14 protein-coding genes are annotated in these 14,649 nt (G+C 46.9%); 12 read left to right on the forward strand and 2 right to left on the reverse strand.

Features of this window, described 5'->3' with window-relative positions:
* Nucleotides 1-101 precede the first annotated feature (101 nt).
* From ACJJI4_RS21200 to ACJJI4_RS21215, 4 genes are all read left to right on the forward strand, one after another.
* A complete protein-coding gene (locus ACJJI4_RS21200) occupies nt 102-665 on the forward strand; it encodes a TFIIB-type zinc ribbon-containing protein (RefSeq protein WP_444926376.1) in 564 nt (187 codons plus the stop codon).
* A 411-nt stretch (nt 666-1,076) separates the two neighbouring features.
* Nucleotides 1,077-1,445 carry a hypothetical protein gene (locus tag ACJJI4_RS21205; RefSeq protein WP_444895538.1) on the forward strand — a complete coding sequence of 123 codons (369 nt, stop codon included), beginning with the start codon at nt 1,077-1,079 and terminating at the stop codon, nt 1,443-1,445.
* Between the two features lie 142 nt (nt 1,446-1,587).
* Entirely contained in the window at nt 1,588-2,541 is a 954-nt protein-coding gene (locus ACJJI4_RS21210; RefSeq protein WP_444926377.1) for a DnaJ C-terminal domain-containing protein, read from the forward strand.
* A 5-nt stretch (nt 2,542-2,546) separates the two neighbouring features.
* The gene (locus ACJJI4_RS21215; protein ID WP_413665909.1) at nt 2,547-2,867 is read left to right on the forward strand and encodes a chaperone modulator CbpM; all 321 of its coding nucleotides are present in this window, start codon (nt 2,547-2,549) and stop codon (nt 2,865-2,867) included.
* Nucleotides 2,868-2,873: 6 nt separating this feature from the next.
* On the opposite strand, the gene ACJJI4_RS21220 is transcribed toward ACJJI4_RS21215, so the two are convergent.
* Together ACJJI4_RS21220 and ACJJI4_RS21225 are read right to left on the reverse strand one after the other, a co-directional pair.
* Nucleotides 2,874-3,860 carry a glycerophosphodiester phosphodiesterase family protein gene (locus ACJJI4_RS21220; RefSeq protein WP_444926378.1) on the reverse strand — a complete coding sequence of 329 codons (987 nt, stop codon included), beginning with the start codon at nt 3,858-3,860 and terminating at the stop codon, nt 2,874-2,876.
* Between the two features lie 138 nt (nt 3,861-3,998).
* Nucleotides 3,999-4,979, reverse strand: coding sequence for a calcium/sodium antiporter (locus tag ACJJI4_RS21225; RefSeq protein WP_444926379.1), 981 nt, complete (start codon nt 4,977-4,979; stop codon nt 3,999-4,001).
* Between the two features lie 348 nt (nt 4,980-5,327).
* On the opposite strand from ACJJI4_RS21225, the gene ACJJI4_RS21230 reads away from it, so the two are divergent.
* The 8 genes from ACJJI4_RS21230 (at nt 5,328) to ACJJI4_RS21265 (ending at nt 14,533) form a co-directional block, all read left to right on the forward strand.
* The gene (locus ACJJI4_RS21230) at nt 5,328-5,579 is read left to right on the forward strand and encodes a hypothetical protein (protein ID WP_413663971.1); all 252 of its coding nucleotides are present in this window, start codon (nt 5,328-5,330) and stop codon (nt 5,577-5,579) included.
* A gap of 274 nt (nt 5,580-5,853) precedes the next feature.
* The gene (gene hppD, locus ACJJI4_RS21235) at nt 5,854-6,933 is read left to right on the forward strand and encodes a 4-hydroxyphenylpyruvate dioxygenase (RefSeq protein WP_413663972.1); all 1,080 of its coding nucleotides are present in this window, start codon (nt 5,854-5,856) and stop codon (nt 6,931-6,933) included.
* A gap of 14 nt (nt 6,934-6,947) precedes the next feature.
* Nucleotides 6,948-7,508 (forward strand): VOC family protein, encoded by a 561-nt coding sequence (locus tag ACJJI4_RS21240; protein WP_252084079.1) that lies wholly within the window; start codon nt 6,948-6,950, stop codon nt 7,506-7,508.
* Nucleotides 7,505-8,512: a fumarylacetoacetate hydrolase family protein gene (locus tag ACJJI4_RS21245; RefSeq protein ID WP_444895534.1), complete on the forward strand. Its 1,008-nt coding sequence runs from the start codon at nt 7,505-7,507 to the stop codon at nt 8,510-8,512. Before ACJJI4_RS21240 ends, ACJJI4_RS21245 begins: the two co-directional genes overlap by 4 nt.
* Nucleotides 8,513-9,154: 642 nt before the next feature.
* Nucleotides 9,155-9,892 (forward strand): YopT-type cysteine protease domain-containing protein, encoded by a 738-nt coding sequence (locus tag ACJJI4_RS21250; RefSeq protein ID WP_444926380.1) that lies wholly within the window; start codon nt 9,155-9,157, stop codon nt 9,890-9,892.
* Between the two features lie 617 nt (nt 9,893-10,509).
* Nucleotides 10,510-11,247, forward strand: a complete 738-nt coding sequence (locus ACJJI4_RS21255) for a YopT-type cysteine protease domain-containing protein (RefSeq protein ID WP_413663975.1) — start codon at nt 10,510-10,512, stop codon at nt 11,245-11,247.
* Nucleotides 11,248-11,452: 205 nt separating this feature from the next.
* Entirely contained in the window at nt 11,453-13,237 is a 1,785-nt protein-coding gene (locus ACJJI4_RS21260) for a DUF885 domain-containing protein (RefSeq protein ID WP_444926381.1), read from the forward strand.
* 252 nt (nt 13,238-13,489) lie between these two features.
* On the forward strand, nt 13,490-14,533 hold the full coding sequence (locus tag ACJJI4_RS21265; protein ID WP_444926382.1) for a DUF5700 domain-containing putative Zn-dependent protease: 1,044 nt from the start codon (nt 13,490-13,492) through the stop codon (nt 14,531-14,533).
* Nucleotides 14,534-14,649 lie beyond the last annotated feature (116 nt).

Here is a 14,649-nt window from a genome sequence, read left to right on the forward strand (position 1 = left end):
ATTATATAGTACAAAACTCACTATTATTTTGGAAATAAATGATTCTTATAGCCCGGATCTAAATAGGTAGATCCGGGTTATTTTTTATTAAGGTGCAAAATATGAAGCGCTGTACCAGCTGTAAAGATGGCGTTCTTAAACCAGGATTTATCGAAGAGTTATTTCGTGGATATACTTGTTCTTCCTGTGAGGGTAACTGGATTCTCATTGAAGATTACTTAAGCTGGAAAAGACAAAATCCTGAATACAAATTTTCAGAAGATATTAGTAATCTGAATGATGTAGTTTCCGAAGATACTAAGCGAGCTATCTTGTGCCCGGTGTCTGGCTCCATAATGCAAAAGATAAAAATTATAGCTAGTAGTGAACATCGTATTGATTACAGTACTGTTGTCGGTGGAGTCTGGTTAGATAAAGGCGAATGGGATTTACTAAAAGCTGAAGGGCTTGCTGGCTCACTTAACTTTTTAGTTACTCATGAATGGCAGAAAAAGATCAGGGAGAACAAGGCCCAAGATACTTTTTCTGAAATGTATCGGAGTAAATTTGGCGATGACTTATATGATAAAGCTAAAGAAGTTCGCAAGTGGCTGAATTCAACCGAACAGAAAGCAGATGTTTTGGCCTATTTAAATGCGGAAGATCCTTATTCGGCTGAACGATAGTCTCCGATAGAGGTTGTTTTTTGGGGAACCAAAGAAAATTTGGTTCTCTGTTAAATACATTAATATATTTTTTATAAGTAGAAGTTGAGTAGTTGTAGTTAAATCCCTTTAACTTATCTATATATCTATCCTCTTCATTCTTGCATTATTCGAATAATGTTAGTTATAAAGTGGCTTTGGATCTCATTTTTTTTGGCTGTTCATTGATTTCAAGTATCCGGAACAAGTGTCTCCTTTGAAATTTCATGCTATTGGATATTAGTTTAATTATATTGATAGCCAGTTCATATTATTTATCTAATTTGTATTTTTGTTGTTATGGGAAGTGTTTATTGGCGGTGATAGCATCATTAACGAGGTTTGTTGTTTTTGGTTTGTCAATTAATAATAAATAATCTTAAGGTTCTACAAATGAATGTCAAAAAAATATTAATAGTACTGTCTTTGCTGGTTGGCTCCGCCATTGCATTGCCTGCATTTTCTGCTGATCTTAAATGCAACCTTAACGTCAAAGCAGGGGGGCAAGTAATTGGCAACGGAACAAATCGTTGTGGTGGTTTGGATTTTAGTTTTGGAACCTCAACTTCAGGAAGCTGGGAAATAGTAAATATTACAAAATCTATAGATTATGTGAATTGGATTAAAGGTTGTAGCTCTGGTTTGTACTGTTCTGTGACAGTGCGAGCTTACGCCTCAAATCCTGCCGAGGTCTATATTCACTATACCGATGGGTCTATCGAGTATCTAGATGGATCAATGTTTTACGAGACCGGTTATTAATACTGTAACTTGGCGTCGTTTATCTAATCGGCGCCGTATTATTAAATCTTAGTTGAAGGGGGAGGATCTCAACTAACCTTCTTGCCGATTTTATATCATAAATATATGGCGAATCCCGTCACCATCGGCTTTTATTAAAGCCATGGAATACAAGGACTATTACAAAATACTCGGCCTGGATCGGAGTGCGGATCAGGCACAGATTAAGCGTGCCTATCGGAAATTAGCACGTAAATATCATCCGGATGTCAGTAAAGAGGAGGGCGCCGAAGAACACTTTAAGGAAGTAAATGAGGCCTATGAAGTATTGAAGGATCCAGAGAAGCGAGCTGCTTACGATCAGCTCGGCAGTGGTTTTCAGTCTGGCCAGGATTTCCGACCGCCCCCCAATTGGGACCAGGGTTTTGAGTTTCACGGTGGTGGATATACCGAAGCTGATCCTGAAGCTTTTAGTGACTTCTTTGAAAGCTTGTTTGGCCGCGGCGGGTTTCGTCAGGCTTATGGGCGGGGGCAGCGCCGCTCTTATAGTGCCCAGGGTGAAAATACCTATGCCCGCATCACAGTAGACCTCGAAGATAGTTATCGTGGCGGTACACGCCAAGTAACCTTAAAGCACTCGGTATTGGGTGCAGATGGGCGACCGCAACTGCGTGAGCGCACTCTTAATATAAAAATTCCCAAGGGGATCACTGAAGGGCAACAGATTCGCTTAGCTGGACAGGGTGAGCCTGGCATTGGAGAAGGTAAGCCTGGTGATCTCTACCTGGAAATTGCTTTCAACCCCCATCCCCTTTTCCATACAGAAGGTAAAACGGTTTACCTGGATTTGCCTTTGGCTCCCTGGGAGATAACGCTTGGAGCCAAAGTTCAGGTACCCACTCCCGATGGTCCCATTAAAGTGACCATTCCAGCAAACAGCACCAATGGTAAAAAACTGCGCCTCAAGGGCCGCGGTATCCCGGCAAAGCAGCCGGGGGATATGTATATAGTGATGCAAACTGTTACGCCGCCAGCCACTACTGATATTGAACGCGAGGCATACCGTCAGTTTGGCGGCGCATTCAACTTCAATCCGCGTCAGTCCATGGGAGGATAATTGTGATGCCTAAAAAGGTTGAGCAGCTTAGCGGTGTTCTCCTGGATGAAGAGAGTGAGTTAACTTTGAGTGAACTGTGTCGGGCTTGTGGTGTGCCGGCGGAGCGCATTATTGCCTTGGTTGAGGAGGGAATTATTGAGCCGCGTAGCAGGGAAGTGCAGTGGCGCTTTAGCGGAATTTGTGTGCGCCGGGTGCGCCGGGTTTACAGCCTGGAGCGAGATCTGGGGGTAAATCTTGCCGGCGCTGCATTAGCGATAGAGCTGCTGGAAGAAATAGAGCGTCTTCAGGCGCATCTGGCACGGCTGGAGAAAGGTCGAAAACGCTAAGGTTATCTATTGTCTTGCTTGTAGATATGGACCAATCAGCTCGATCTTCTCAATCCAAATAGCTCCGCTATATCCTTCGGGTAGAAAACTGAGCTCTTCCGGTGTGTAAATACCGGGCAAGCCCCGCTTGCCATTTTTATGGTCCACTGCCATCACCAAGCTATTGGCTTTGGCCACTCGTTCAGAGTAGCGATTGGGCCAACCCCACAAAGCCCATCGCCAGGTATTGGGTGCAACAACAATACTGTTCCGGCAAGACTCGGGAAAGTAGCCACTCCAACCGAACAGTGCATATTGCAAAGCACAGTGTTTGGCGCTTGTCTTGCTGAAGGCCAATGCATTTGGCCGCAACTGCCGTATCCTTTTAATTGGGCGATCGCCACCGTAGACCATGAGCCGGGAATTAATAGGCAATTGGTGTTGCCGAAGATAGTTATCCAATCGTTCTGCTTCTGTTGGATCATTACTCTTAATATTGATCAGAAACTGCTTGCCGGGAAAGTGCAGCAAGACCTCTTTTAAAGTGGGAAGTAAACCCACCCCCTGGCCACGAAAGGGAAATGTCTTGCCGCCATCAAAGGTATAGCCGTAACCAATATCCAGCTTCTTTAAGTCCTTTATGGACTGTTCCCGGGTGACACCTGTTCCATCCGTGCGGTAGTCTATGGTCCAGTCGTGAAATACCGCGAAGTCGCCATCAGTGGTGGGATGGATATCGATTTCGACAATGTCCGCGCCATGAGAAAAGGCAGCTTCCATAGAGGGAATAGTGTTTTCCAGATAGCGGTGTTCCGGGGTATAGATACGGACTGCAGTGCATTCGTCACGGGTCAAATTATCCCGGTTGTAAGTTTGGTAGACGCCGCGATGGGCAATCAGGATCGGTTCCCCTTGCTGGGCTGTCGCCAGCCAAGAGGCATTGAGTAGGTAAATTGCACCGAGTCCAAATAGGGCTGTTAGCGCTACGGTTTTGCCAATGGTGCTTCTCTTCATCAAGCTGCTCTGCACTTTTCCTTGGTAGGTGTTGCAGATATTAGTCAGTTTTTGGGAAGAGAAATGGGCGCAGAGGTGGCGAATTATGGTGAATTCAGGCAGTAACTATGGGGTGGTGCGGCACCACCCCGAATATTATCAGAGTGCAGCTTTGGTAATGGTTCCTACCAGGTAGCCGGTATATATGAGGTAAGCCATTAGCAGCGCGGAGCCTTCCCAGCGATTGATTCGGCCCTGGCCTTTGAAGCCGTAGGCAAAAATAAACAGGGCAATTGTGAGGCCCAGAACCATCGGCCAGTCCCGGGACAGCACCTCGTGGGGTACGTTGTTCATGGGAGCAATGGTGCCGGCAATGCCAACCACCGCCAGTAGATTGAACATATTGGAGCCGACAACGTTACCGATGGCGATATCGTGCTCACCTTTTCGTGCGGCCACTAAAGTTGCGGCCAGTTCCGGCAGTGAGGTTCCCAGGGCAACAATAGTCAGGCCTATCACCAGGTCACTGACCCCCAAAGATTCGGCAATGGTTACTGCTCCCCATACGAGAATTCGGGAACTGACAATCAATAGCACCAGTCCTGCTACCAACCAAAATATGGCAGTTCCGAGTGGCATAGGGTTGTCTTCCAGCTCAGTTTCTACTTCTCCCTCAAGCTGGTCACCTTTATTGCGCATGGCAGAAAAGATACTCCAGCCGATCAGGGCGAAGAAACCGAATAACAGAACAATACCCTCCCAGCGCTCCAAGCGGTCATTCCACAGGAAGGCACCACTGAGAAGGGTGATTGCCAGCAGCAGTGGCAGTTCTTTACGCACAATCTTTGAGTGTACCGATAGTGGGATCAGCAGGGCACTGAAACCGAGAATCAAACCGGTATTGGCAATATTGGAACCGTAGGCATTACCCAGGGCGAGGCCGGGGTTGCCATTCAAGGCGGCAATGGCTGAGACCACCATCTCCGGAGCGGAAGTACCGAAGCCGACAATCACCATGCCTATTAACAGTGTGGGCATGCCGCAATGTTTAGCAGTGGCGGCAGCTCCATCCACAAAACGATCGGCACTCCAGACCAGCACAATAAAGCCAGCAATGATGGCAGCAGCGGCGAGAAGCATAGGGGGTCCTCAATAAATACATTCAGGCGGGGTTTTTACCCGACAAACGGGGGCCGATTGTACCGGCTCTGGCAAATACAAAAAGGTATTCAGTTATTTGGATGGGCTGTCAGGGGCAAATTAACGTAAATGTCCCGTCAGTCAGATGGTTTCGCTGCCAGTGTGGGCTACAGTCAATGCATGGCCCGGTAAATCTGCAGGGTGATAATGGGATGGCGCGCCTAATCGCACAATCCCTGAGCTGGTGGAGATGTCGGGTAAATCTACGCGGGTCGCACAAAGCAATGCGCGGCAGATTCCGCGATATCCATGTCACCGGCCGCTAAGCCGGGTATTTAGGAGGCCTTTATGAGACTCAAAGCTTCAATTGGGATACTGGCCGCGGCGATGGTTTTGACCCTGTCTGCCTGCGAACAGCGCAAGAAAGATGAAGGGATGGACGGCAATAAAGGAATGGGCACCGCTGAAACCGGTTGCTGCCAGCATGCCGAAAATGCCTGTGCCGGAGATGTGAGCAAATCCCAGTGCGACCAGATGACCGGCAAGTTTCACAAGGATCATATGTGTCGTACCGATACCGGAAAATGCACGCGTAAATAAAGTCGGCTGTGCACGGGTGTGACGCAGCCACTGTGTCGCACCCGGCTCCCGATTACTCTCCCGATCCTGTCCAAGGACCCGTTGCCAGCTGGTTATTCTCCCAGGCGCTAGCTTTGGAGGCTGGTGACTAAAAATACTCTTCTAGTACTCATTTGTTAGCTGATCCAGAGTTTCTTGACATTAGTTACATCTGCAACTAACTTCATTTGCGCTTTAAATCCACAATCCGCAGCCCCGCTTTGAAGTGCTGCGATGATAAGAAATGGAGGACCGCATGGCCGACTTATTTGAAAACCCGATGGGACTTAACGGCTTCGAATTCGTAGAGTTTACAGCGCCGGAAAAAGGCATCCTTGAAACCGTTTTTACCGCCATGGGCTTTGAGAAAATCGCCCGTCACCGCTCCAAAGCAGTGGAGTTGTGGCGCCAGGGTGATATCAACTTCATCACTAACTACGAGCCCGACAGCCACGCTTATTACTACGCCCAGGAGCACGGTCCCTCCGCTTGTGGCCTTGCCTTCCGCGTAAAAGATGCCAAGTTCGCCTACGAAGAGGCCCTGCGTAAAGGTGCACAGCCTGTTCATGTGAATACCGGCCCGATGGAACTGCACCTGCCGGCAATCAAAGGTATTGGCGGTGCGACCCTATACATGATTGATCGCTACGAAGATGGTGAGTCCATCTACGATATCGACTTTATCTGGGAAGAAGGCGTAGAGCGTCGCCCTGAAGGTTGTGGTTTCCACACTCTGGATCACCTTACCCACAACGTGTATCGCGGCCGTATGGATTACTGGGCCAAGTATTACGAAGACCTGTTCAACTTCCGCGAGATTCGTTACTTCGATATCAAAGGCGAATACACCGGCCTGCTGTCCAAGGCGATGACTGCACCGGATGGCAAGATCCGTATTCCGCTGAACGAAGAAGCAGCTGGTGGCGGCGGCCAGATCGAAGAGTTCCTGATGAAGTACAACGGCGAAGGTATCCAGCATATCGCCTTTGCTTGTGATGACTTAATTGCCTGTTGGGATCGCTTGAAAGAGCGCGGCATGGAGTTTATGACCCCGCCGCCGGACACCTACTACGAAATGCTGGAAGAGCGCCTGCCTGGGCACGGTGAACCTACTGAAGAATTCCAGAGCCGTGGCATCCTGCTGGATGGCACCACTGAGGGCGGCCAACCACGCCTGCTGCTACAGATTTTCTCCGCTAATATGCTCGGCCCGGTATTCTTTGAGTTTATCCAGCGCAAGGAAGATGAAGGGTTTGGTGAGGGTAACTTTAAGGCCCTGTTCGAATCCATTGAGCGCGACCAGCTCAAGCGTGGCGTCATTAAAGAAAAGGAATAATAGCGGAGGCTTCAATGGGCATTAAGCGCATTCACCACGTGGCGTATCGCTGTAGGGACGCCAAGGAGACAGTGGAATTCTACCGCGATCTTCTCGGCATGGACTTCCAGCTGGCCATTGCCGAAAACGAGGTACCCTCAACCGGTGAGCCGGACCCTTACATGCACGTCTTTATGGATGCGGGTATGGGGAATGTGCTTGCCTTCTTCGAAATCCCCAACTCCCCGGAGATGGGGCGCGATGAGAACACACCCAAATGGGTACAGCATATCGCTTTCGAAGTGGAGTCCATGGAAGAAATGCTTGAGACCAAAGCGCGACTGGAAGCGGCCGGGGTCGACGTACTCGGCCCTACCAATCACACTATCTTCCAGTCGATCTACTTCTTCGACCCCAACGGCCATCGTATCGAGCTGGCCGCCAATACCGCCAAGCCCGGTATGCACAAAGAGCTGAAGCGGGTTGCTGAGGATATGTTGGAAGAGTGGTCACGTACTAAAAAAGCCCCAAGGCACGCCGCCTGGATGCATGGGGAAGAAGAATTTGTGGAAAAAACTGAAGGGGAGGCACAGTGAAGTTAGCCAGCCTTAAATCCGGCCGCGATGGCCAATTGGTTGTTGTTAGCGACGATCTTACCCGTATGGTGCCAGCTGGCGATATTGCCCCCACCATGCAGAGTGCGTTGGACAATTGGGCATCAGTCAGCAGCGAGTTGGAGAAGCTACACGAACGCCTGCAAAATGGCGAGATTCAAGGGGAAGCCTTTGACCAAACTCTGTGTGCTTCGCCTTTACCGCGCGCATATCACTGGGCCGACGGTAGTGCTTACGTGAATCATGTTGAGCTGGTGCGCAAAGCCCGCGGTGCCGAGGTGCCGGAGAGCTTCTACAGCGATCCGCTCATGTATCAAGGTGGTTCCGATACCTTCCTGGATCCACGCGAGCCGGTAAAGATGCCGCAAAGCAATGGCTTTGGCATCGACTTCGAGGCAGAAATTGCCGTGATCACCGACGATGTTCCTATGGGGGTGTCCGCTGAGGATGCACTGTCCCATATCAAGTTGGTCATGTTGGTCAATGATGTATCCCTGCGCGGATTGATACCTGCGGAACTGGCCAAAGGATTTGGTTTTTACCAGTCCAAACCCTCTAGTGCTTTCTCCCCTGTTTGCGTAACCCCTGAACAGCTGGGTGAAAACTGGAGCGAGGGTAAATTGCATCTGCCACTGGTTTCCCATCTGAATGGTGAGAAGTTTGGCGAGCCCAATGCCGGTGTGGATATGACCTTCCACTTCGGGCAACTGGTCGCCCACGCGGCCAGAACTCGTCCACTTTGCGCAGGCACCATTATTGGCTCTGGAACGGTGTCCAATAAGTTGGATGGCGGCCCCGGTAAGCCTGTAGCAGAAGGCGGTGTTGGTTACAGCTGTATTGCTGAGATTCGCATGATTGAGACCATCCAGAATGGCTCTGCAAGCACGCCATTTATGGACTTTGGAAATACCATTTCCATCGAAATGCTCGATGATCAAGGGCAATCTATCTTTGGACGTATTGAGCAGACTGTAGAGCAGGTTTAACACCGCTTAGCCAAACCTCGACCGGATTTTATCCCCTGGAGTTAACGACCTAGGGACAGAATTTGGTCGAGGCATCCTACCTACCACTTTGCTGTTGAATCATTCCTGCCTAAATTTTTTACAACCAACTTAGTAGTGCTGTATTGAGTGGCTAAAAGTGTGCTGGCAAAGAGACCGGCACAGGCGTTGTTACTTAGTTTTTTGTGCAATTTATTGCATAGCTTTTTACTTGCACACCTACTTTAGCAGTTTGTTGTTACAAGCCACTTTTTTAAACTGATGAGTTTTGTAAAAGTGTACTTTCTATAAATTGCTATGTGTCCTATTTGAGATTAAGAATGATAAATATTTATAAGTAAAAATATCTTCTTATCTCTATTTTGTCTTCGCAGTTGGAAACGGCTAAATATTGTTTGTTGTCAGATTATTTTCGGCTAATAGATTTCAACAAAGTAGGATTCAGGCAAGATTAACGCTAGATAAAAAAATAGTGCCAGAGTCGATTTAAAAAGCGCTTTTATACTCTGTTGGCCCTGGAACTTTTCTGGTTCAATGCCCGCCCAATTCACAGGCGCTACAAATTTTCAGTTTTTAAAAAAGGATTTGTGCAGCGTTTTTATCTCATAAAATGAGGGATCGAATATGCCTATTTGGGTCGATAAAACCGTTCTCGCTGTAACTGGAACACGCGTAAACCCCGTACAACAATCTGTAGCCAATCATCGGGGTCAACTGACATACAACTTCAGCCAGTGTAAGGATCCGGTAAAAGCACAAATCACTATTCACGAAGATACTTCCGGTGGTGTTTGTGAAGCGCTTTCCGCTTTTTGGATCAAGTATCACTCTGATGGAGGGAGCTTGTGGGATTGGTTAATGCCGGCGGGTGCACTGGATGAACAGCACTTATTTCACGTAATGACCCTGCAACAGGCGGGCACACAGAATAACCAAGACGCAACTACAGAAGCCTGGCTCAGCACACAGAATATTTTCCCCACCAGTCAAAATGTATTTGGTGGTGCTTTCCCTAATGGCCGGGGAGGAAATACTGTTCGGGGTATTCATCATTCCCGTAGAGCGCAAGGCCAGAGTGGCGTTTTCTCTCCCAATGCTTTGGCAAGGGAGATTATTTTAGATCAGACGGGTGGTGCTGGATGCTATAAGAAGATAGGCCTTGATGGCACTTTTGCAGGTCATGCAATGGCTGCCTGGGTTGCGCAGGACATTACTTTTTTTGACCCCAACTTTGGTGAATTCTGGTTCGAATCCAGAAATTCATTCTTTAATTGGTTTACCCAATCATTTTGGCATAACTCTATGTATTCAGTAGGGCTAAGCGGTGGCTATGAAGTTCGCTCTTACGCTCGCCGCACATAAATTGGCAGTAGCTGTTTTATAGGGGTTAGCAATCCACTACCAATTTTTTCCTCTTAGCCCTTCCCCCATGGGCGCTCGGCAGCCGGGTTCACCCGGCTGCCTTTTTTAGTTGTCACTACTTCTACCTATTTCACTTCTTATCATTGACTCATTTTCAAGTCGTAATTATCTGGAGGTAATAAGCTCTATCTCTGGAAAGATAAAACCAATTGTCGCCAACTGCAAAAAAATATTTCCATTTAGATAGTTTCCATGTCATAGGTCAATTTTTTTGCACCAAAAATAGTACCAGAGTCGAATTAAAGGACCCGTGTAATCTGACTGGCAAGCGTAGTTGGGTCTGTTCTAACATGAAATTAATCGTAAATAGCTGTGATATTCTTACCCATAAAAAATAGTGCCAGAGTCAAATAAATACTTGCGCCTCAATCTATTTCGAACTGCTATCTTTGGCCTGAGAAAAGAGTGCCAGAGTCGATTTTAAAAAAAAATGGACACCTATCTGCCCTGTAATTTTTCTGTTTCAATCTAATGCATATACCGGAAAGCACTTCTCAGAAGTAGTTAACTAATCGCTGAATAAGTGTTTCTACATTGTGAATACAGGGGAGATGGACATGCCGATTTGGTTTGATAAAACAGTACTTGCACTTACCGGGACAAGGGTTGGTCCTGTTCAGAGATCTGTGGCCCAGCACGGTGGCACACTTCAATATAATTTCAGTCAATGTTTGGATCCGGTGAAGGCACAGATCACCATACACCAGGATACTGCTGGCGGAGTCTGTGAATCCCTGAGTGCCCACTGGATCAAATTTCACGCAGAGGATGGAAGCCTTTGGAATTGGCTCTTCCCCAATAATACATTGAGTGAGCAGCATCTTTTCCATGTGATGACCTTGCACCAGATTGGTGGAAATGCACCAAACCAGGATCAGGTCTCAGAGACGTGGCTGCAATCTCACAATATTCTGCCTCTTCAGAATAATGGCGGTGTGGGTATCGCTGGGCCAAATGGTCAGCGCCAAATTCACGTGGTCACAGGCCCTCGTTTAGATCGTGGGCAAACTACTATGCGCAACTCTGCAGCGCTTGCCGATGAAATTATTAGGGAGCCGACGAGAAGCGCTGGCTCTTACAAGAAAATCGGTATTTCAGGTAAGGTGGGTGCCCACGCCATGGCAGCCTGGGTTGCGGAAGATGTGTTGTTTTTCGACCCAAATTTTGGAGAATTCTGGTTCCCAACCAAGAACGCATTCCGCAACTGGTTTGTAAACTCTTTCTGGAATACATCTATGTATGCCATTGGTCTGAGTGGGAGCTATGACGTGCGCTGTTATGCGCATGCCACCTAAGTTGCCAGCCAACTGATTGACCGCTTGGTGGAGGAAATTATACTCCTCCACCCTGCTTGTGGCGGTATGTCTATTCCGCTGAGTCACTATTATCCATCCTTCGTGTATAGTGCTGGTACAAGCTTGCCACGCCTACTCTGTAGGGTAACTAAAAGAGCAAGCTCTGTTGTTCTTTTTAGATGCCAACAGCACTACGGAGCCAAGGGTGAAATTCAAGAAATCACTTACCTACTACCTCAAGTCCCTAACAGGACCGCTTATTGCCACTAGCCTATTGATGCCCTCAGCCTGGGCAGCAACTGCTACAGAAGAGCTTCAAAGTGTTCTTAAGGATCACTGGCAATACACGCTGAGAGAAGACCCGATTACTGCCGGGCGAGTTGGCGTTTCCGATTACAATCGAGAACTGCCCGGGGTAACTGCAGAGGATCGTCAACGTCGTATAGAGGCTGAGCAGGCCTTTATCCGGCGCCTTGAGGCTATCGATCAAAGTAAGTTAAGTGCTTCAGACCGCGTCAATAGTGAGCTTCTCTCTTGGGTTCTTGCCAGCTCAGTTGAGGAAGAGGAACTGTTTCTCGACCGAATTCCCCTAAACACCTTCTCAAGTTTTTACGCAAGTGCGCTTGAGGCAAATAGTGGTTTGGCGATGAGGGATATCGCCGATTACGAGGACTATATTGCCCGTATCGGTGAATTTGGTCGCTACTTCGATGAGAACATTGCCAATATGCGCGAAGGTATTCGCTCTGGCTTTGTGTTGCCCAAAATCGTTGTAGAAGGTATAGCGCCAACGGTACGCGCTCAAGTATATAAAGATCCCAGTAAAAGCAGCTTGTATAAGCCTTTTGCTGAGATGCCGCAAACCATCGCGCCCGATGAGCAGAAGCGTCTGCGAGAGCAGGGTTTAGCTGTGATTAAGCAAGTAGCTATTCCCGCATTTGGACGAGTAGCGGATTTCCTTGAGGGCGATTACCTGAAGGCGGCCACAAAGACTTTGGGTGCTGAACAGATGCCTGGTGGTAGTGACTACTATCGCCACAACATCCGCTACTACGTGTCCCTGGATCTGGACCCTGCGGAGATTCATCGCACGGGCCTTGCAGAAGTGAAGAGAATCCGTGCGGAAATGAAAGCCCTGATCAAGGAGTCAGGCTTTAAGGGCAGCTTTACAGAATTCACCCAATTCCTGCGCACAGACCCACAGTTTTACGCTAAAACGCCGGAACAGCTGCTCAAGGAAACGGCCTATATATCCAAGCGTATTGACTATGTATTGCCGGAGTTCTTTAACTTACTGCCGCGTACTCCCTATGGTGTGGTACCAGTTCCCAGTGAAATAGCACCTAACTACACTACGGCCTCCTATAATCCAGCCGCCATTGGCGGTACTCGCGGTGGTGCCTACTGGTTGAATACTCACGGGCTGGACCAGCGTCCCTTGTATGAGCTACCTGCTCTTACCTTGCATGAAGCGGTACCGGGCCATCATTTACAAAATGCTCTCTCGCAAGAGCTTGAGAATGTACCGGACTTTCGTCGCAACCTTTACCTGAGTGCTTATGGAGAAGGCTGGGCCCTTTATTCAGAGCGACTGGGTAAAGAGATGGGACTGTACACCACTCCCTATGAGCACTTTGGGCGACTCAGCTATGAAATGTGGCGTGCCGCGCGCCTTGTGATTGATACTGGAATTCATTCTCAGGGGTGGTCACGACAGCAGGCATTAAACTTTCTTTCCAATAATACATCCCTCTCTCCGGCTAATGTACGTGCAGAAGTAGATCGCTATATATCCTGGCCGGGTCAGGCGCTATCTTACAAGATGGGGGAAATTAAAATTCGACAGCTGCGAGCTCTTGCGGAAAAAGAGCTTGGCGATAAGTTTGATTTGCGATCGTTTCACGATGCACTGCTAAGTAATGGTGCTTTGCCTCTTTCGATGCTGGAAGAGCAGATGCAGCGGTTTATTGAAGAACAGAAGTCTGCCTAAGCCTACCCTGAATCCCATTCACAACCTGTGGGTGGGATTCAATCTTTTCAAGATGTCCTCTGTTGTAAGCAAAACTTTCTTTTAGATAGCTGAAAACACAAGCTCCTTTAGTGGCACAAACTGCAATATTTTTGTCTCATATTTGGAGTGGAGGTTGTGTTGGCAAAAAAGGTCTAATAATCACACAATAAGCATTCTTTTTAGATTAAATACCTGATTATTCTTCTCTTTTACATTTTTACGATAGGTAAAATGAATATCTTTAAGAGCGTGATTTTTTTAGGCTTGTCATTGATAAGCCTTACGGCTTTTTCCTCAGCGAAAGTAACAGATAAAATAACAATTGATTTTGAGAGTGCTGATAGGTTAGTTGATATTTTATCTGGAGACAAAGTATCTGATAATCAATTAGATAAGCTGATGAGCTTGCAGGGTATACAAGCAACGATCCATCAAACCTCAAGATTTGACAATAAAGCCAATGCTGAGTCATTTCGGTCTAGTTTGATCGATGTTGTTGAAGGTAATTCAGTTAAAAATGATCCCTTTAGATTTCAACAGTTAAATGAACGATTGTCCGAAGTTGAAGATATTCTCAAGATAATAAAGCGCAATCCTCAGCAATATTTAAATAGTGTAAAGAGGGGAATTGGTGATTATTCTCCTAAAGATATTTCCTTTGATACCAATATTTTTATGGTAGTCGGGGGAACTTCTGACGGTTGGGCCCATAGTGATAACTTTTACATTGCGCTGCAGTATTTTAAAGGAGATTATGAAGGTTTACTGACGCTCTCAACACATGAGTTATATCATGTTGCTCAGTCCAATTTTTATGGAAAGGGAAAAAATTCAGACTCTAATTGTAAGAAAATCTTAAATCAAACCCGCCTGGAGGGGATAGTCTCTATTGTGGGTTCTCCATTAAGTGTTACAGAGGGAAAAGAGTACACAGAATGGTTTAAGAAAAAATTTAAAAGAAATTTACAACGAATAGATAGTAACTTTGTATTATTTGAAACAATGCTTTTTCGTGCATGCCGTGACTCAAGTTTAGACTTCGACAAAATCTATCATTTGGGTTTTTCTGCAGTATGGGATAGTCCGTTGTATTTTGTAGGTTTCTATATCGGCAATAGAATCGAAGAGTTAAAGGGTAGGGATTATCTGATTTCACTTTTGCAGGAATCACCTTCAGCTATGTTTAAAGCTTATATCAAGCTTTATAAGGATGAGAAAAATAAAGGTTTAATAAAATTTGATAAGTCGATTGAAGACATTATTCTTGCCATATAGCACCTAATCAAAACTCTAAGAATTGGTTCTGGTAAATCTAGGCGCCTTGAGTAGGCGTCTAATTCTTTTGCTGTATAACTTAGCCTTCCCGAAATCATCTAGCTTAAGCAAATCAT

It is taken from the genome of Microbulbifer maximicatervae (SeqCode), from assembly GCF_052467305.1.